Source organism: Enterococcus sp. GPZ-007, assembly GCF_059374735.1.
Map to the genome: position 1 here is coordinate 121894 of NZ_JCAFYN010000002.1, position 18418 is coordinate 140311.

Sequence of the window (18418 nt, forward strand, 5' to 3'; positions counted from 1 at the left end):
TTACGTGTCAATCAGTCAAACAATCAGAGATTTTATTTCGTTAGCCATTCAATCAGGCGGTTGGATGGAAATGGATCGTTTGTATTTAGAAAATCGGGTCATCGCTATGATTGGTGAAGATTCACTAGCAAAGGCAGAGGTTCAAGGTGTTTCTGCAAGTGCTGTCGAATTAGTGGATCAATTATTGATCCAAGCAGAAAAAAATAAAGTGATCAATGGCCTGCAGGCTGAAAAGGATATGCTGGAGGCGCAGCTGATGGATTTGATGACACCACCACCGTCTGTTGTGAATGCCTATTTCGCTCAGTATTATTCAAAAGATCCTGTTCAAGCAACAGATTATTTCTTCAAATTGAGTAAGGATAACGATTATATCAAGACTCGAGAGATCGCCCGCAACATTATTTTCCCAGCTAAAACAGCGTATGGCGAGTTGGAGATCACGATTAATCTGTCTAAACCTGAAAAGGATCCAAAGCAAATCGCGGCAGAACGACAAATGAAGAAGGTCGATTATCCCGAATGTATGTTGTGTATGGAAAATGAAGGTTATAAAGGCCGGATGAATTATCCAGCAAGGACCAATCATCGTATTATTCGAATGAATCTTGATGGCGAAAGCTGGGGTTTCCAATATTCACCTTATGCATACTATGATGAGCACTGCATTATCTTGTCAGAAGAACATCGTCCGATGAAAATCACAAAGGCAACGTTTCAACGTTTATTAAAAATTACTGAGGTCTTGCCGCATTATTTCGTCGGGTCAAATGCTGATTTGCCAATTGTTGGCGGTTCTATTCTTTCTCACGACCATTATCAAGGCGGACGGCATACATTCCCGATGGCTGTAGCTGAAATGGAACGAACGTTTGGACTGAAAGATTTCCCAAATGTCAAAGCAGGAATCGTCAAATGGCCGATGTCAGTCATTCGCTTACAAGGAAAAAATCAAAAAGACTTGATTGAAGCAAGTCAGATGATTTTTGAAAAATGGCAAGTTTATTCGGATGAAGCCTTGCAGATCGTTGCTCAGACAGCAGACGGAATCCCTCATCATACGATTACACCAATTGCTCGTCGTAAAGATGATTTATTTGAAATGGACCTGGTTTTACGTGACAACAATGTATCAGCTGAATTTCCCGATGGCATTTTTCATCCCCATCCTGATGTACAGCACATCAAGAAGGAAAACATCGGTTTGATTGAGGTGATGGGATTGGCTGTTCTGCCGCCGCGCTTAGAACCAGAACTAAAAGAGGTAGAAAAGTATTTATTGGCTGAAGAAAATGCGATCGCTGATTATCATGTAGAATGGGCCGGTCGATTGAAAGCTGAAAATCAAATAACATCTGAGAACGTGACCGAAATTGTAAAAAAAGCTGTAGGAGCAGTTTTCGCCCGGGTTCTAGAAGATGCGGGTGTCTTTAAGCGCGATGTTGAAGGTCAAGAAGGCTTTACACGCTTTATCCAAACTTTGTAGAAGGGGGCAGCGATGGCAACTATTCGAGATATTGCAAAGCTAGCGGGTGTTTCACCGGCAACGGTATCCCGTGTGTTGAATTATGATCAAGAATTATCCGTCGCTCAAGAAACGAAACAGCGCATCTTTGAAGTGGCGGAAGAATTGAATTATACCAAACATAAACGCGCCAACAAGATTGGCAAATCAGTGATTCGCTTAGTGCAATGGTATGATGAAGCTGAAGAGTTAGCTGATCTGTATTATTTGTCGATTCGTTTAGGGATAGAGAAAAAAGCGGAAGAGTTGAATATCCAGATTCGCAGAGAAGCATTGAACGAATTATCGGATATTCAGGTCAGCGGCACGATTGCTTTAGGAAAATTTGATGCGGAACAAATCCGTCAATTAAAGCAAATCGATGAAAATTTATTATTCGTTGATTTTGATGGAATGAATATGGGTGTGAATTCACTAGTAGTTGATTTTGATCAAAGTTTAGATCTTGTGATCGATTATTTTATCCAACAAGGGCATCAAAAAATCGGTATCCTTTCAGGCGAAGAAAAAACCAAACACAATTTACAGCCTATCGAAGATCCGCGTTTAAAAGCTTTCAAGACAAAGCTGAATCAGCTCAATCTTTACCGACCGGAATTTACTTTGTCTGCGGCCTTTTCAATGGAAGCGGGGAAAACGGCAATGGCGAAGTTCATTGCAAATAACCAAAAGCTGCCGAATGCGTTATTTGCTTCCAGTGATGCGTTAGCTGTAGGCGCCATGCAAGCGATCCAAGAAGCAGGTCTGCGTATTCCAGAAGATATTTCAGTAATCGGCTTCAACGATGTCAGTGTAGCGAAATACGTTTCGCCAGCTTTGTCGACGGTGAAAGTTGAAACTGAATGGATGGGAGAACTGGCTGTCTCGACGATTCTAGAGCTGGCTAAAGAATTTTCTCCAGTCCCACGAAAAATCATGCTGGGAACGAAGCTGATCCAACGAGATTCGACAAAATAATTTGATGTTGATTGTAAAGTTTTTTATGAGAAATACTTTACGAACGGAAACCGAATGTTCATATTACTATCTAATCGTATAGTATATGAACATTCGGCTTTTTTGCCAGTTCCACTTTCACAGTATATTGAGTGATAAAGTAAATAATGTTTTCTCGATGAATCATTGTTTAAGTGACATAGTGGAATGGTATGCGAAGCGAGAATAAGAGTATTTTTCACGCTTTTCGAAAAAAATCTCCTTACAAGGAGATAGCTGCCAGTTCCACTTTTCACAGTATGTTGAGTGATAAAATAAATAAAATTTTCTCGATGAATAATTGTTCTAGAAACTTAGTTGATTCCTTATCGCGAAGTGGCTGCGATTCAGGTGAAAAAAATTTAGCAGCAGAGTAATTTTCATAGGCTTTGAAAAATGATTTCATCATCACATGATAGCTGCATTTAAGGAAAGCAGAAATCTTTAAACAGTTAGTAGGAATGCAAATATACTTTGTGTTAAAATATTGCTATCTTATGTGCGAGGAAATGAATTTTATGAAGTTATTAGCGATGGATACATCCAATCAAACATTAGCCGTGGCAGTCTTAGAGGATGAGAAACTACTGGCTCAATTTCAATTAAATCGAAAAATGAATCACAGTTTAACTCTGATGCCGGCGATCGATTCAGTAATGCAGGCAAGTGGACTAAAACCAGCTGATTTAGATCGGATCGTTGTGGCGAAGGGGCCTGGATCATATACAGGTATCCGAATTGCTGTAACGACCGCTAAAACATTGGCGGATACATTGAAAATCGAGTTGGCTGCTGTTTCCAGTCTAGCTGTATTAGCTGGGAATACCGAAACCAGCAAATGGATCGTCCCACTGATGGATGCACGCAGAAATAATGTGTATGCAGGTGCGTATCGTTGGGAAAACCAGCAATTGATCACTGTTTTGCCTGACCAGCACATCGCGTTAACTAATTTGTTAGATCAAATCAAAGAACCAGCGATCTTTATTGGTGATACGGATAAATTCAAAGATCAAATAGCGTCCACATTACCAGAAGCGGAGATTTGTGAAGCAGACGAAGTGAATTTGCCCAATGGTATTGTTCTGGGGAAATTAGGGTTACATGCAGAACCGACTGAAAATATTCACGGATTGGTTCCAGAATATTTGAAACGAGTGGAGGCAGAAGAAAAATGGCTGGAGACACATCAGCCAGAGGACGATAATTATGTTGAAAAAATTTAGTGGTCTGGTAAGGACGATTCTTTATGGAAAGCAATATCCCTTTAATGAGAAAAATGTGACCTTAGGTGATGAAGATTTTTTGCTAAGGAAAATCATTGATCAGGATATCAAAGAATTGATCGCCTTAGAACGGGATGTCTACTTTGGAGAGACACCTTGGACGAAAAGCGCCTTTCTCTCAGAGATTCATTCACCGATTCCTCATCTCTACATCTGTATCGTCACTAAAACAGAAGAAATTGCCGGCTTTATCGGCAGTCGTCTTATTGGAAATGATACTCACATTACCAACATCGCGGTAGGAACAACGTTTCAAAATCGTGGGATCGGTAAGCTGTTGATTGACGAAGTAGAAAAATTCGCTATAATGAACGATTGTGAGACTCTATCTTTGGAGGTACGTCTCAGTAATACAGATGCCCAGCGACTGTATCGTCGACTTGGATTTTCAGCTCGTAATATTCGAAAGAATTATTACACTGAGAACAATGAGGATGCGCTGGACATGATCAAGCGTTTGGAAGTGAACTAATTGAAAGATGCAGCGAAAAGATTTTGGCAGATCAGTCAAAGAGCATATACGTTTGATTCTCCGTGGAACGAAGCTCAATTTGCTAGTGATTTAGAGCAGTCCCACAGCTTTTATTTCACAGAAGGCTCTGACATTACTGCATTTCTAGGTTTTCATCAAGTATGTGATGAAATTGAAATTACTAATATTGCCTCTGAAGAAAAAGGCCAAGGGCACGGCAGCAGGTTAATGGAACGTTTGATTGAGCATGCAGAATCGCAGGGAATAGCGAGTATTTTTTTAGAAGTACGTGCTTCGAATCAAGAGGCGCGTCTTTTTTATGAGAAGTTTGGCTTTCAGGTAGTTGGAAAGCGGAAAAATTATTATCAGCACCCCTCAGAAGATGCAGTGTTGATGTCTTTGAAAGTAGGAAATTCAAATGAATGAAACAGAACTTATTTTGGCGATTGAAAGCAGCTGCGATGAAACCAGTGTTGCAGTCGTAGAAAACGGCGAAAAAATTCTTTCAAATATTGTGGCGTCGCAAATCAAGAGTCACAAACGTTTTGGCGGGGTGGTACCTGAAGTAGCCAGCCGTCATCATGTCGAACAAATTACAATTTGTATTGAAGAAGCATTAGCTGAAGCTGATGTTTCCGCAAAAGACCTTAAGGCTGTTGCCGTAACTTATGGTCCAGGGTTGGTGGGCGCTTTATTGATCGGTCTAAGTGCCGCAAAAGCTTTTGCTTGGGCGAACGGACTGCCTTTGCTGCCAATCAATCATATGGCAGGGCACATTTATGCAGCTCGCTTAGTTGAGCCTTTAGAGTTTCCTTTAATGGCTTTACTTGTTAGCGGCGGACACACCGAATTAGTCTATATGGAGGAAGATGGTTCCTTTGAAATCATCGGCGAAACCCGGGATGATGCGGCTGGAGAGGCCTATGATAAGGTTGGACGTGTGTTGGGATTGAGCTATCCTAGCGGAAAAGAGATCGATGAATTAGCACATCAAGGTGAAGATACCTATGACTTTCCTCGTGCCATGATTAAAGAAGACAATTTTGATTTCAGCTTCAGTGGCTTAAAAAGTGCGTTTATCAATTTGACTCATAATGCCGAACAACGCGGCGAAGAATTGGATAGAAAAAATTTGGCTGCCAGCTTTCAGGCAAGTGTTGTTGAAGTATTAGTCACCAAAACGATTAAGGCCTGCAAAGCTTATCCAGTCAAACAATTGATCGTCGCCGGCGGTGTCGCAGCGAATCAAGGTTTGCGAGAAACAATGTCTGCTGTGATCAGCGCACAGCTGCCAGCTATGAAGTTGATCGTACCGCCATTACGCTTATGCGGCGACAATGCGGCGATGATAGGAGCGGCGGCTCATGTCGAATTGCAAAAAGGTCATTTTGCAGGAATGGGTTTGAACGCTGATCCAAGTTTAGCCTTTCAGCATATTTAATCGCTTGTTATAATGGAGCCGAGGAGGCGATTAGATGAACCAAACCTGGCAAGAAAAATACTCGATTGACACGCAACCGACATTGGATCAGATGAAAGAATTTGCGTCCGATACTTATTTTGAAAGATTATTGGACTATCTATCTGAAGAATACCAGCCAAAATTTTCCATTGAGTATTCAAAGGAAAAGGGGCGATTCGGTGGTTGGCATTTGAAGGCGAAAAAGTATGGCGTGAATTTTGGCACGATTTACCTTCAAGCGGACTATGTAAGAATGATGGTTGTCGTATCTGATCTTTTCGATGAGGAACTATCTAGAAATATTCCTTCAATGTCAAAATCAGTGCAGCAAACTTTTAATGAAAACAAAACTGTAATGGGTGGTCATTGGTTTGTCATTGAACTTGCTTCCGAACAAGATTTTACGGATCTAAAGTATCTGATTTCCTTGCGGGTTCGAAAACTGAGAAAAAAATAGTAGTTACAAGCAGCTTAAATTTTAGCTGCTTTTTTTTACGTGAAAAAATGATTTCACAAACTTATTCAAGCCTGACTGTTGCTATTGACGCAAGCCGATCTAAAGCTAGTACTCGATTCTTATGTCTAGAACATTCATCATTGCAAAATGACAATAATAAATTTTTTTGGAAGAGGTACTTTTTTTAATTTATAGATACGAAAAAAAGATGTGCTTTTTAGTGATAAATCTCTTATCTTAATTGTGTGATAGTTGTTATAGATTTATACTATTTTAGCAAGTGAGTAGTAATGGAATGGAGGATGAGAATGATGAATTTACGGCATCAGTGACTTTGATCAAAAGTAGAACTTAGAGTTTCTAAGGAAGTAGATTCATATTTTATAGATATCATTCATTATTTATGTGAAACAAATCACTTGCACGAAATGAAATCGCTTAAACAATGAAATGTTACCTCCTGTGGGAACTCAAATTGAAAGATCGGTGATCTTTATCAAACAATTTGAAATGGAGTGATTGGGTGTTATTAGCAGTATCGTTTTTAATCGTGTTGGCTTCTTTGTATGGATTAATCTACTTAAAGAAATTGAAATGGTCATTTTCTAAGCGAGTTGTCATTGCTTTAGCCATTGGGATTATTTTAGGTTTGGCTTTTAATCAAATTCTATCTGAGGCAGATGGTGTAGTTTTAGCAGATTGGATCGGAATTATTGGCAGTGTCTATGTAAAATTACTGCAAATGATCGCAGTTCCACTGATCCTTGTCTGTGTTCTATTGGCTTTTACGAAAATTGAAATCAAAACAAATGTATTGAAAGTCGGAATGTCGATTATTGGGACGTTGATTGTTACTGCCGGAGTTGCTGGAATGGTCGGAATCGTGACTGGCTATTTTTCAAATATTGATGGAAATTCCTTTAATATTTCTCAAACTGCGTTACATTCGGCTAACGAGATTCAGAAAAGTTATGTTTCTGGTGGAGAGCAGACATTAACGATGCCGCAAAAAATAATTGCGATCTTTCCATCGAATCCCTTCTTTGACTTAACGGGACAACGTGCTAGTGCTACTTTGGGTGTCGTGATTTTTGCTTTCTTCTTGGGGATCGCCTACCTGAAAATCAAAGATAAAAAAGTCAAAGAGGCACAATTATTCAAAGATTTTCTTGATAGTGCCTATGAAATTATTATGTCGGTGGTTCGTCTATTCATTTCCTATGCGCCGTATGCTGTTTTAGCGATCATGATTGCGACAATTGTCAATAATGATGTTACAGCGGTACTGAAGCTGGCGAAATTCTTTGCGGTTTCCTATATCGGAATGTTGATCATGTTCCTGATCCAGCTACTGATTCTATGGATTTGTGGACTGCCGCCAGTTCGATATTTGGCAAAAGCCTTCCCGGTTCTTTCTTTTGCCTTTATCACAGCGTCAAGTGCAGGATCGATGCCGATGAATATCGAGATGCAGGACGAATTGAATATTCCCCGCGGTGTATCAAGTTTGGCAGCTTCTTTTGCGACATCGATGGGAATGAATGGCTGCGCGGGTGTCTATCCCGGCATCATTATTGCGATTGTAGCTATGACACAAGGAATTAATCCGTTATCTCCGCAGTTCTTGCTTTATCATTGCTATGACTTCTTTTGGCATTGCAGGAACAGGCGGAGGCGGGACAGTAGCAACGATTATTTCTCTGTCGGCTTTAGGACTGCCTGTGGGATTAGTAGGTGTTTTTATCGCGGTAGAACCGCTGATCGATATGGGACGTACAGCAATCAACTTGAATGGCGGCGTGGTAGCTAGCGCGGTTACATGCAAGTTGAATCGCATTAAATTATCACAAGTAAAATAGATTGATGACTTCCTCGAATCTCATTGAGGAAGTTTTTTAAATAAATTGAAAAGGTGGGTTGCTACTTTCTTTTTATTCAGTTATTATGAATAAAAATGAATTATTATAAGATCGAGCGAATGAATATTCAAAAATGGAGGAGTTATGATGACGAGTATCTTTCAAGGAAAAAGTTTTTTAAAAGAGATTGATTTTACAAAGGATGAATTACTGTATTTGATTGATTTTGCTGCACACCTAAAAGGATTGAAGCAACAAAACATTCCGCATAAATATTTAGCGGGGAAAAATATTGCATTATTATTTGAGAAGACTTCTACTCGTACGCGGGCAGCCTTCACTACAGTAGCCACCGATTTAGGCGCGCATCCTGAATATTTAGGAAAAAATGATATTCAATTAGGTAAAAAAGAATCTGTTGAGGATACAGCAAAGGTTTTGGGCAGTATGTTTGATGGTATCGAATATCGTGGCTTTTCTCAAAAAGCGGTTGAAGCTTTAGCTGAGCATTCTGGTGTGCCAGTCTGGAATGGTCTGACTGATGAATGGCACCCAACGCAGATGTTGGCAGATTTTCTGACAATCAAAGAACACTTTGGCAAATTAGATGGGCTGACTTTAGCCTATGTGGGTGATGGACGAAACAATGTCGCGAATTCGCTTCTGATCACTAGTGCAATTTTAGGGGTGAATATCTCGATCGTTACACCAGAAAAATTATATCCAGAAAAAAGCTTAATCGCTATGGCTGAAAAATATGCCGAAGAATCTGAAGCAAAGGTTTTAATTACTGATGATATTGATCTAGGAGTCGTACAGGCGGATATTATTTATACAGATGTTTGGGTGTCGATGGGTGAAGAAGCTGCGTTTAAAGAACGCATCGACTTATTGCTGCCTTATCAAGTCAATCAAGAATTAATGGAGAAGACCAAAAAAGCTGAGACGATCTTCCTCCACTGTCTGCCAGCATTTCACGACTTGGAAACAGAGGTTGCGGAAGAAATCAAAGAAAAGTATGGGTTGGCTGAAATGGAAGTCACCGATGAAGTTTTTCGTGGAGAGAATGCACTGCAATTCCAACAAGCTGAAAATCGGATGCATACCATAAAAGCAGTAATGGCTGCGACTTTAGGAAATCTGTTTATCCCGAAAGCATAAAAATCTCCCCCTTGACTAGTCAGATGAAGATTTTTCTGTTAATATGAATGCCAGATAAATCATTCATCGATGATAAAGAGATATTTATGGTCTGTTTTGCAGCGAGTTCGGGCAGGTGAGAGCCGAGTAAACAAAAGTAGATGGCGCACTTTTGAGATGAAACGGCAGCTACCGTTATAGCCTGAGCTGGTCGTTTGACGACAATAAGAGTGGTACCGCGGGAATTCTCGTCTCTGATGTATTTATACATCAGAGACTTTTTTTGTGGTTTTGCTATTACTTTTAGTTCGAGTTGAATCGTTTTCCTTGAGCATACATTGCAGCGGTTGTTTGCTAGAATGATTTTCTCAAAGCCGGCTAGCTTTTAACAACCTAAAGGGAAGAATCAACCTTATTTTTGTAAACAGAGTCAAATATATAGAATATACTAGGGGGAATTTTGGATGAATAATAAAGAAATCGTCGCACAAGCTGTTTTTGAAGCCGTCAAAGAAAATTTGACGTTGTCGGAAGTAGAAGGGTTGTTGGAAAATCCTAAATCAGCGGATCATGGGGATGTAGCATTTCCAACTTTTACATTAGCAAAAGTATTCCGGAAAGCACCTCAACAAATCGCAGCGGAATTGGCAGAACAAATCAATCCGGAAGCATTTGAAAAAATTGAAGTCGTGGGTCCTTATCTAAACTTCTTCATGAAAAAAGAAGTCATTTCCAGCATGGTTTTGAAACAAATCGCAAAAGAGCAAAATCATTTTGGCGATAGCAATATTGGAAATGAAGGCAATGTGACGATCGATATGTCCTCACCAAATATTGCTAAACCTATTTCTATGGGCCATCTACGTTCAACCGTTATTGGGAATTCAATCAGCTTGATCCTAAGTAAAATCGGCTATAATCCGATCAAGATCAATCACTTGGGAGACTGGGGCACGCAATTTGGTAAATTGATCGTTGCTTATAAAAAATGGGGATCTGAAGAAAAGGTTAAGGCCGAACCAATCAATGAGCTGCTGCGTCTATATGTTGAGTTCCATGAAAAAGCAGAAGAAGAACCTGAATTGAATGATGAGGCACGGGCTTGGTTCAAGAAATTGGAAGAAAATGATCCAGAAGCTTTGGATCTATGGAAATGGTTCCGCAGCGAATCATTGAAAGAGTTCAATAAAATCTATGGCATGTTGGAAGTAGATTTTGATTCTTATAATGGTGAAGCCTTTTATAACGACAAGATGGATGAAGTCGTTACGATGTTAGAAGAAAAACATTTGTTGCAAACCAATGAAGGCGCAGAAATCGTTGACCTAGAAAAATATGATTTGAATCCAGCCTTGATTAAAAAATCTGATGGTGCAACCTTATACATCACGCGTGATTTAGCGGCAGCACTTTACCGTAAACGTGAATATAATTTTGTTAAATCATTGTACGTTGTAGGGAATGAACAAAGCGGACACTTTAAACAATTAAAAGCTGTCTTGAAGGAAATGGATTTCGATTGGTCGGATGAAATGATTCACGTTCCCTTCGGTTTGATTACCAAAGATGGTAAGAAATTATCGACTCGAAAAGGGAAAATCGTCTTATTAGAAGAAGTCTTGAATGAAGCGAACGGGTTAGCCTTGGCACAAATTCAAGAAAAGAATCCTGATCTGCCGGATAAGGAAGAAGTCGCTCATCAGGTTGGTGTGGGGGCAGTTATCTTCCATGACTTGAAGAACGATCGGTTGAACAACTTCGATTTCAGTTTAGAAGAAGTCGTACGTTTCGAGGGAGAGACAGGCCCTTATGTTCAATACACACATGCGCGGGCTATGACTGTTTTGGAAAAAGGAAACTTTACAGTTGATCCTGAAGCGGTTTATGCACTGAATGATCCCGATAGCTGGGAAATTATCAAATTATTACAAATTTATCCGGAAGTAGTTATGCAGGCAGCTAATCAATATGAACCGTCTGTAATTGCGAAACATTCAATCAGATTAGCTCAGGCGTTTAATAAGTATTATGCACATACGAAGATCCTAGTTGATGACGATCAAAAAGAGGCTCGATTGGCATTGGTACACGCATTAACTGTCATTTTAAAAGAAGACTTGCGTCTGCTAGGGGTTCACGCACCAAACAAAATGTAATAGAGTAAGAAAGTTGCAGGAGTGATTCTTGCAACTTTTTTTATTTTTTCAATCTTTTTTGCTGAAATATCATGATGTATGATACAATTTGAAAAAACATAATGTGTCAAGACATATGGAGGCGTATTAATGAAAAAATTCGTGTTAGGGCTAGGCTGTCTTGGTTTAGTAGGACTGTTAGCTGCTTGTGGCCAAGGTCAAGCTGAAAAGAACGCAGAGAAAGAAGAATCAAAGCAAAAGTTTGCTTTGATTTTGGGATTTGGCGGTGTTGATGATCGATCCTTTAACCAGGCTGGTTGGGAAGGCCTTGAAAAATGGGGAGAGGATAAGGGTCTGACCGCTAAAAAAGATTTTACCTATCTTGAAACAAATGACCCTCAGGAAAACAGTACGAATATCAGTCAGGCGGTTGAAAATGGCTTTACAACTGTTATTAGTTTGAGTTACCTGCAAGCCGATGCAATCAAGGAAGCTGCCGAGCAAAATCCAAAATTAAATTTTGCCTTGATTGATGGGGAGGTCTCTGATCAAAAAAATGTTGTTTCTGCGACGTTTAAGGACCAAGAAAGTGCTTATTTAGCTGGATTAGCGGCGGCTTATAGTACGAAGAAAAATCAAGTTGGATTCATAGGCGGGATGGAAGGGCCAGTTATCCAACGTTTTCAAAGTGGTTTTGAAGCAGGGGTGAAGGCCGGAGCGGAAGACTTAGGAAAAGAGATTTCAGTGAATGTGCAGTACGCTGCTTCTTATGACGCACCGGATAGAGGGAAAGCAATAGCCGCTTCAATGTATAAAGAAGGCGCGGATATTATATATCAGGCGGCAGGAAGTACCGGAGCAGGAGTTTTCCAAGAAGCAAAGGCTCGCAATGAAAATGACTATAGTCAAAAGGTTTGGGTGATCGGAGTAGACCGTGATCAAGCGGATGAAGGGGATTACCACATGGAAAATGGCAAAACTGGCAATTTCACTCTAACCTCTACTAAGAAGAATGTTGGAGCAGCAGTCACTGAAATCGCTGGAGCCGCGTATGACAACAAGTTTCCTGGCGGGGAGCATTTAGAATTTGGACTGAAAGAGGACGGAGTAAATCTAACCAAAGGTCAATTATCGAAAGAAGCCTATCAAGCTGTAACAACTGCTAAAAAACAAATTATTGCCGGTGAAATCACTGTACCGGAAAAATAGAAAATGCGTTCCTGATTGAATTCAGGAACGCATTTTTGCGCTGGTATCAAATTTAAGAGAAGATTGATTTTTGCGTCGGGTCTTGCAAAAAGGTAGTAACCTTCTGCGCATCTTCTGGCGTTCTTGAAATAATAATGATGGTATCAAAACTTGCCATCGTTGCTACGATCAGCTCGCTGGATAGGTCGTCTAAAACAGATGCCAATAGATGTGCATTGTCCGGCAAGGTGCTGACGATCGTCATAAATTGGACGGTATCCACTTTAACGATTACATTGTTTGTCATTCGAATCAAACGTTTGATGTCATCATCTTCGGTAGGCGCCTGTTGATCTTGGAACAACTCAAAGCGTGGTTTGCCTGTTTCATCGATTGTTTTAACGATTTTAAGATCACGAATATCCCGAGAGATCGTCGCTTGAGTCGCTGACACCTGGTATTGCTGCAAGTAATCCATCAATTCATTTTGGTTTCGAATGGGGTTCTCTGAAATGATTTTCTTGATTAGCTCGTGTCGATCTTTTTTTCGCATAAAAAAACTCCTTATTTATATGTAGTAGATTAATTTTTCAAAAAAATACTTTTAGTGTTAGGTCGAATAATGCTTGTCCGTCTTTTTCATTTTTAGAAAGAAGTCCGTAAAATGATAATTATGCACTCAGTATAGCAGAAAAAGTTTTTTTAAACAGTATTCCTTCATAAATATTAATCATAGAAAAGCAGAGTAAAAAAAGATTGATTTCTTAAAAATACTCTTGTATAATTACTAATTGTGTGTAGGCGACTACTCATAAAAAATCCACATTCTGGCTTGATTTATAAGGCGGTGCTGCTAGTCAGTTCCTTATAAAGAAGAGAGCAGGAGAGGAAAACAAAAAAACCAATTGGAGGAAACACAAATGTCAGTATTGTCTATGAAACAATTACTAGAAGCCGGCGTACACTTTGGTCACCAAACTCGTCGCTGGAACCCAAAAATGAAGAAATATATCTTCACAGAAAGAAACGGAATCTACATCATTGACTTGCAAAAAACAGTCAAATTAGTAGATGCAGCTTACGATTACATGAAAGATGTTGCTGAAGATGGCGGCGTTGCATTGTTCGTAGGTACTAAAAAACAAGCTCAAGAAGCAATCAAAGAAGAAGCTGTCCGCGCTGGTCAATACTATGTAAACCATCGTTGGTTAGGCGGAACTTTAACTAACTGGGATACAATCCAAAAACGTATCGCTCGTTTGAAACAAATCAACGCTATGGAACAAGACGGTACTTTCGAAGTATTGCCTAAAAAAGAAGTTGTTGGTTTGAATAAAGAACGTGAACGTTTAGAAAAATTCTTAGGCGGTATCGCTGATATGCCTCGCATCCCTGATGTTATGTATATTGTTGATCCTCGTAAAGAACGTATCGCTGTTCAAGAAGCACAAAAATTGAACATCCCGATCGTTGCTATGGTTGATACAAACTGTGATCCTGATGAAATCGACGTAGTAATCCCTTCAAATGATGATGCTATTCGTGCCGTGAAATTAATCACTGCTAAAATGGCTGATGCTTTCATCGAAGGTAACCAAGGTGAAGACCAAGTAGCAGAAGCAGACTTCGTTGCTGAAGATGGCGGACAAGCAACTTCAATCGAAGAAATCGTTGATGTAGTGGAAGGCGACAACGCTTCTACTGAATCAGCTGAATAATTTCGTAGCATATGCTGCTTCAAAGTAAATATTTTCCTTTGAAGCAGCTTTTTTAGAAAATCTAAGGAGGCCCTTAAAATGGCAGACGTAACAGCTAAAATGGTAAAAGAACTACGCGACATGACTGGCGTAGGGATGATGGATGCGAAACGCGCATTAGTAGAAGTAGAAGGCGACATTGAAAAAGCTGTTGATCTTTTACGCGAAAAAGGTATGGCTAAAGCAGCTAAGAAAAATGACCGTATCGCCGCTGAAGGTTTAGCTTCAGTTGCAATCCACGGAAATACTGCTGCAATCGTAGAAGTGAACTCTGAAACAGACTTCGTTTCTAAAAATGAAATGTTCCAAGATCTAGTTAAAGAAATCGCAGCATTAGTTGCTGAAAACAAACCTGCTGATATGGATGCAGCAATGAAATTAACAAACGCTAAAGGTGAAACTCTTGAAGCTGCGTTGATTGAAGCGACACAAGTTATCGGTGAAAGAATCAACTTCCGTCGTTTTGAAGTTGTTGAAAAAGAAGACAATGCAGCATTCGGCGGCTACCTTCACATGGGCGGACGCATCGCTGTTTTAGCTTTATTAAATGGCACAACTGACGAATCAGTGGCAAAAGATGTTGCAATGCACGTTGCTGCAATTAATCCTCGTTATGTAAACGAAAGCCAAATTCCAGAATCAGAATTAGAACATGAAAAAGCTGTTCTAACTGAACAAGCATTAAATGAAGGCAAACCAGCGAATATCGTTGAAAAAATGGTTATTGGCCGTTTGAACAAGTTTAAAGCAGAAATCGCTTTGGTTGACCAACCATTCGTTAAAGATCCTGATATGACTGTTGAAAAATATGTATCTTCTAAAGGTGCTACAGTTGCAAGCTTCGTTCGTTTCGAAGTTGGCGAAGGTATCGAAAAACGCGAAGATAACTTTGTTGAAGAAGTTATGAGCCAAATCAAAAAATAATTCTGTTTCTAAAAACAGTCGGGAACGCACGATTAAAAGTGCGCTCCCTTTTTTTAAGCAAATACAAATTTGGCTGGCTTCAAAGACAGAGTATGCTAAAATATCATTAGAGTGACAGTGGAGGTATTGAGATGAATGAACCAAAGTATAAACGTGTAGTATTGAAACTTAGTGGAGAAGCATTAGCGGGCGACGAAAAATTCGGTATTAATCCACCTGTGATCTCAGAGATCGTGGAAGAAATCAAAGAAGTTCATGATTTAGGAATCGAAATGGCAATCATTGTTGGCGGCGGAAACATTTGGCGCGGACAAATCGGTGCTCAAATGGGCATGGAACGTGCGCAAGCCGATTATATGGGGATGTTGGCAACTGTGATGAATGCTTTAGCGTTACAGGATGCGTTGGAAAACATTGATGTTCCAACTCGTGTTCAGACATCAATCGAGATGCGTCAAATCGCTGAACCTTATATTCGCCGTAAAGCAGAGCGCCACCTTGAAAAAGGTCGGATCGTGATTTTTGCTGGCGGAACAGGAAATCCTTACTTCTCAACAGATACAACAGCGGCTTTAAGAGCAGCGGAAGTGAATGCTGACGTGATCTTGATGGCCAAAAACAACGTCGATGGTGTTTATTCGGCTGATCCAAAACTTGATGTAAATGCTGTGAAATACGAAGAATTGACTCACTTAGACGTAATCGCGAAAGGATTGCAGGTCATGGATTCGACAGCAAGCTCATTGAGTATGGACAATGACATTCCACTTGTTGTCTTTAATTTGAATGAACCAGGAAATATTAAACGTGTTGTACTCGGTGAAAACATCGGGACAACGGTAAGGGGGAAATAACATGGCAGATGCAGTAATGAATGAAGCAAGAGACAGAATGAAGAAGGCTCAAGAAGCCTTGCAACGTCAACTAGGTCAAATTCGTGCAGGACGCGCGAATGCGAGTTTGCTTGATCGTATTACAGTTGATTACTACGGCGTACCAACACCTGTTAACCAAATGGCATCAATCACGATCCCAGAAGCACGCGTGTTAATGGTTACACCGTTTGATAAAAATATGATCAATGACGTGGAAAAAGCGATTATGGCTAGCGATATTGGCTTGAATCCAGCAAATGACGGCAACGTGATTCGTTTAGTGATTCCTCAATTAACGGAAGAACGACGTAAAGAATTGGCTAAAGAAGTGAAAAAAGAATCAGAAGGCGCAAAAGTTGCTGTCCGTAATATTCGCCGAGATGCGATGGATGATTACAAGAAGCAACAAAAAAATGGCGATCTAACTGAAGATGATCTACGCGACATGGAAAAAGAAATTCAAGCATTAACAGACGACAACATCAAAGCAATCGATTCGATCGTTGCCGAAAAAGAAAAAGAATTACTGGAAGTATAGTTTGTTGAAAAACCTGAAGAGCTACTCTTCAGGTTTTTTTGTGGAGATTTCGTGAACTAGAGATTGTCTGTAATTCATTGAAAAAGCCTAAAGGTATTTATTTTTCATAGGAATAACCGCATTTTATTGTTATAATGGCAGATGACTTTTCAAAAGTATTTTTAATTTGTTATCTTAATAGAGGAGGGAAAAACATGGTATTGCGATTTTTTCCGCAAAAACAAAAATATACACCGGAAGAAACGGCATTCGTTTTCGATCCTGATGGAGCTGTTCCAAAGCATATCGCGATTATTATGGACGGTAATGGTCGGTGGGCACAAAATCGCCGCCTGCCAAGAATTGCTGGCCATAAAGAAGGCATGGAGACTGTAAAAAAAATTACGAAGCATGCGAATCGTTTAGGTGTCAAAGTACTGACTTTGTATGCTTTCTCAACGGAAAATTGGAAGCGACCAGAAGAAGAAGTAAATTTCTTGATGCAGCTGCCGGTGGACTTTTTTGATACTTTCGTACCAGAGTTGATTGAGGAAAACGTTCAAGTCCATGTAATGGGCTACGAAGAATACTTGCCTGCACATACACAAGATGCCGTGAAACGAGCGATCGAACAAACGGCTCAAAATGATGGGTTAGTTTTGAATTTCGCTTTGAACTATGGCAGTCGCGCTGAGATTATTACGGCGATCCAACAAATGGCGCAAGAAGTCAAAGACGATAAACTTGCTATTGAAGCAATCAACGACGATATTGTCGGGGATCATTTAATGACTGGATTTTTACCAAAAGAGCTGAGAGATCCAGAGTTGGTTGTACGAACGAGTGGGGAAGAACGGATCAGCAATTTCTTGCTATGGCAGCTTGCTTATAGTGAGTTATATTTTACTAAAGCCTTATGGCCTGATTTTGATGGGGATCATTTAGAAGCGGCGATTGCTTCGTTCCAACAACGAAATCGGCGTTTTGGCGGCTTGGATAAGGGGGACAAAAAATGAGGCAGCGAGTTATTACCGCAGTTGTCGCGCTAGCAGTCTTTATTCCGATTCTTTATATTGGTGGAATTGCAGTTGAATTAGCAGCGGCTGTATTAGCAGGGATTGGTGTTTATGAATTATTCCGCATGAAGGGGCTTGCGATAGTCAGTTTTGAAGGTGTACTTTCGATCTTAGGGGCAGTTTTTCTAGTATTGCCAGCAGAACGATGGTTGCCATTTTTAAGCGGGGACAACAGCAATTTTCTATTATTCTATTTAACAGTCATGATCATTTTAGGTTTTTCTGTTGTTTCGAAAAATACTTATACGATTGATGAAGCTGGTTTTCCAGTTGTAGCTAGTCTTTATGTAGGTGTTGGTTTTCAAAATTTAGTTACAGCACGAGCTGAAGGATTAGCGATTTTGCTTTTCGCTTTCTTCGTGGTCTGGGCAACGGATATTGGCGCGTACATGGTTGGACGACAGTTTGGCAAGCACAAATTGTGGCCGGAAATCTCACCAAACAAAACAATTGAGGGTGCGTTAGGCGGGATCGCTAGTGCCGTTGTTGTTGCTGTCGTGTTTTTCTTAGTTAAGCCTGAGGTGTTTCAACATAATCTTGTGACGATGATTCTGTTCACGATCATCTTCTCTGTTGTTGGTCAATTTGGGGATTTAGTAGAGTCGGCAATCAAACGTCATTACGATGTTAAAGACTCAGGGAAAATTTTGCCAGGTCATGGCGGCATTTTGGATCGTTTTGACAGTATGCTGTTTGTCTTTCCAATGATGCATTTACTAGGGGTGTTTTAAAAGAGCGGTGACGCTCTTTTTTCTATCCGCTGTTTCTGA

General features: G+C 40.1%; 17 protein-coding genes and 1 pseudogene. 17 read left to right on the forward strand and 1 reads right to left on the reverse strand.

The window, feature by feature from the left end; genetic code table 11:
• The first annotated feature begins 4 nt into the window (after positions 1–4).
• The 11 genes and pseudogenes from galT (at position 5) to AC4J95_RS02375 (ending at position 12520) form a co-directional block, all read left to right on the forward strand.
• Positions 5–1486, forward strand: coding sequence for a UDP-glucose--hexose-1-phosphate uridylyltransferase (gene galT / locus AC4J95_RS02325; RefSeq protein ID WP_494548443.1), 1482 nt, complete (start codon positions 5–7; stop codon positions 1484–1486).
• A gap of 12 nt (positions 1487–1498) precedes the next feature.
• A complete protein-coding gene (locus AC4J95_RS02330; protein ID WP_494548444.1) occupies positions 1499–2482 on the forward strand; it encodes a LacI family DNA-binding transcriptional regulator in 984 nt (327 codons plus the stop codon).
• A gap of 536 nt (positions 2483–3018) precedes the next feature.
• Positions 3019–3726, forward strand: a complete 708-nt coding sequence (tsaB, locus tag AC4J95_RS02335) for a tRNA (adenosine(37)-N6)-threonylcarbamoyltransferase complex dimerization subunit type 1 TsaB (RefSeq protein ID WP_494548445.1) — start codon at positions 3019–3021, stop codon at positions 3724–3726.
• Positions 3710–4258, forward strand: a complete 549-nt coding sequence (gene rimI, locus AC4J95_RS02340; protein WP_494548446.1) for a ribosomal protein S18-alanine N-acetyltransferase — start codon at positions 3710–3712, stop codon at positions 4256–4258. The genes tsaB and rimI (AC4J95_RS02340) overlap by 17 nt, the downstream gene beginning before the upstream one ends.
• Positions 4259–4684, forward strand: a complete 426-nt coding sequence (gene rimI / locus AC4J95_RS02345; protein WP_494548447.1) for a ribosomal protein S18-alanine N-acetyltransferase — start codon at positions 4259–4261, stop codon at positions 4682–4684.
• Positions 4677–5699, forward strand: coding sequence for a tRNA (adenosine(37)-N6)-threonylcarbamoyltransferase complex transferase subunit TsaD (gene tsaD, locus AC4J95_RS02350; RefSeq protein WP_494548448.1), 1023 nt, complete (start codon positions 4677–4679; stop codon positions 5697–5699). Before rimI (AC4J95_RS02345) ends, tsaD begins: the two co-directional genes overlap by 8 nt.
• Positions 5700–5733: 34 nt before the next feature.
• Complete coding sequence (locus tag AC4J95_RS02355; RefSeq protein ID WP_494548449.1) at positions 5734–6177, forward strand: DUF3788 family protein; 444 nt, start codon at positions 5734–5736, stop codon at positions 6175–6177.
• Positions 6178–6727: 550 nt separating this feature from the next.
• Positions 6728–8036 (forward strand): annotated as a pseudogene (locus tag AC4J95_RS02360) (cation:dicarboxylate symporter family transporter).
• A gap of 147 nt (positions 8037–8183) precedes the next feature.
• The gene (gene argF, locus AC4J95_RS02365; protein ID WP_494548450.1) at positions 8184–9197 is read left to right on the forward strand and encodes an ornithine carbamoyltransferase; all 1014 of its coding nucleotides are present in this window, start codon (positions 8184–8186) and stop codon (positions 9195–9197) included.
• A gap of 443 nt (positions 9198–9640) precedes the next feature.
• A complete protein-coding gene (gene argS / locus AC4J95_RS02370; protein WP_494548451.1) occupies positions 9641–11332 on the forward strand; it encodes an arginine--tRNA ligase in 1692 nt (563 codons plus the stop codon).
• Between the two features lie 129 nt (positions 11333–11461).
• A complete protein-coding gene (locus AC4J95_RS02375) occupies positions 11462–12520 on the forward strand; it encodes a BMP family lipoprotein (protein ID WP_494548452.1) in 1059 nt (352 codons plus the stop codon).
• Positions 12521–12572: 52 nt separating this feature from the next.
• Here the strand turns inward: AC4J95_RS02375 and AC4J95_RS02380 are convergent, their stop codons facing one another.
• Positions 12573–13052, reverse strand: coding sequence for an arginine repressor (locus AC4J95_RS02380; RefSeq protein WP_494548453.1), 480 nt, complete (start codon positions 13050–13052; stop codon positions 12573–12575).
• A gap of 367 nt (positions 13053–13419) precedes the next feature.
• On the opposite strand from AC4J95_RS02380, the gene rpsB reads away from it, so the two are divergent.
• The 6 genes from rpsB (at position 13420) to AC4J95_RS02410 (ending at position 18379) form a co-directional block, all read left to right on the forward strand.
• On the forward strand, positions 13420–14217 hold the full coding sequence (gene rpsB, locus AC4J95_RS02385) for a 30S ribosomal protein S2 (RefSeq protein WP_316405550.1): 798 nt from the start codon (positions 13420–13422) through the stop codon (positions 14215–14217).
• Positions 14218–14295: 78 nt separating this feature from the next.
• Positions 14296–15180, forward strand: a complete 885-nt coding sequence (gene tsf, locus AC4J95_RS02390) for a translation elongation factor Ts (protein ID WP_494548454.1) — start codon at positions 14296–14298, stop codon at positions 15178–15180.
• Positions 15181–15311: 131 nt separating this feature from the next.
• On the forward strand, positions 15312–16034 hold the full coding sequence (gene pyrH / locus AC4J95_RS02395) for a UMP kinase (protein WP_316405548.1): 723 nt from the start codon (positions 15312–15314) through the stop codon (positions 16032–16034).
• A 1-nt stretch (position 16035) separates the two neighbouring features.
• A complete protein-coding gene (gene frr / locus AC4J95_RS02400; RefSeq protein ID WP_494548455.1) occupies positions 16036–16593 on the forward strand; it encodes a ribosome recycling factor in 558 nt (185 codons plus the stop codon).
• Between the two features lie 194 nt (positions 16594–16787).
• A complete protein-coding gene (gene uppS, locus AC4J95_RS02405) occupies positions 16788–17588 on the forward strand; it encodes an undecaprenyl pyrophosphate synthase (RefSeq protein WP_494548456.1) in 801 nt (266 codons plus the stop codon).
• The gene (locus tag AC4J95_RS02410) at positions 17585–18379 is read left to right on the forward strand and encodes a phosphatidate cytidylyltransferase (RefSeq protein ID WP_316405545.1); all 795 of its coding nucleotides are present in this window, start codon (positions 17585–17587) and stop codon (positions 18377–18379) included. The genes uppS and AC4J95_RS02410 overlap by 4 nt, the downstream gene beginning before the upstream one ends.
• The last annotated feature ends 39 nt before the right edge of the window (positions 18380–18418 follow it).

Excerpts from the sequence above, each read along its gene's own strand:
- frr (WP_494548455.1), top strand. The coding sequence starts at position 16,036 with ATGGCAGATGCAGTAATGAATGAAGCAAGAGACAGAATGAAGAAGGCT.
- AC4J95_RS02380 (WP_494548453.1), bottom strand. The coding sequence starts at position 13,052 with ATGCGAAAAAAAGATCGACACGAGCTAATCAAGAAAATCATTTCAGAG.
- argF (WP_494548450.1), top strand. The coding sequence starts at position 8,184 with ATGACGAGTATCTTTCAAGGAAAAAGTTTTTTAAAAGAGATTGATTTT.
- tsf (WP_494548454.1), top strand. The coding sequence starts at position 14,296 with ATGGCAGACGTAACAGCTAAAATGGTAAAAGAACTACGCGACATGACT.
- rpsB (WP_316405550.1), top strand. The coding sequence starts at position 13,420 with ATGTCAGTATTGTCTATGAAACAATTACTAGAAGCCGGCGTACACTTT.
- pyrH (WP_316405548.1), top strand. The coding sequence starts at position 15,312 with ATGAATGAACCAAAGTATAAACGTGTAGTATTGAAACTTAGTGGAGAA.
- AC4J95_RS02375 (WP_494548452.1), top strand. The coding sequence starts at position 11,462 with ATGAAAAAATTCGTGTTAGGGCTAGGCTGTCTTGGTTTAGTAGGACTG.
- tsaB (WP_494548445.1), top strand. The coding sequence starts at position 3,019 with ATGAAGTTATTAGCGATGGATACATCCAATCAAACATTAGCCGTGGCA.
- tsaD (WP_494548448.1), top strand. The coding sequence starts at position 4,677 with ATGAATGAAACAGAACTTATTTTGGCGATTGAAAGCAGCTGCGATGAA.
- AC4J95_RS02410 (WP_316405545.1), top strand. The coding sequence starts at position 17,585 with ATGAGGCAGCGAGTTATTACCGCAGTTGTCGCGCTAGCAGTCTTTATT.
- argS (WP_494548451.1), top strand. The coding sequence starts at position 9,641 with ATGAATAATAAAGAAATCGTCGCACAAGCTGTTTTTGAAGCCGTCAAA.
- uppS (WP_494548456.1), top strand. The coding sequence starts at position 16,788 with ATGGTATTGCGATTTTTTCCGCAAAAACAAAAATATACACCGGAAGAA.
- rimI (WP_494548446.1), top strand. The coding sequence starts at position 3,710 with ATGTTGAAAAAATTTAGTGGTCTGGTAAGGACGATTCTTTATGGAAAG.
- AC4J95_RS02330 (WP_494548444.1), top strand. The coding sequence starts at position 1,499 with ATGGCAACTATTCGAGATATTGCAAAGCTAGCGGGTGTTTCACCGGCA.
- AC4J95_RS02355 (WP_494548449.1), top strand. The coding sequence starts at position 5,734 with ATGAACCAAACCTGGCAAGAAAAATACTCGATTGACACGCAACCGACA.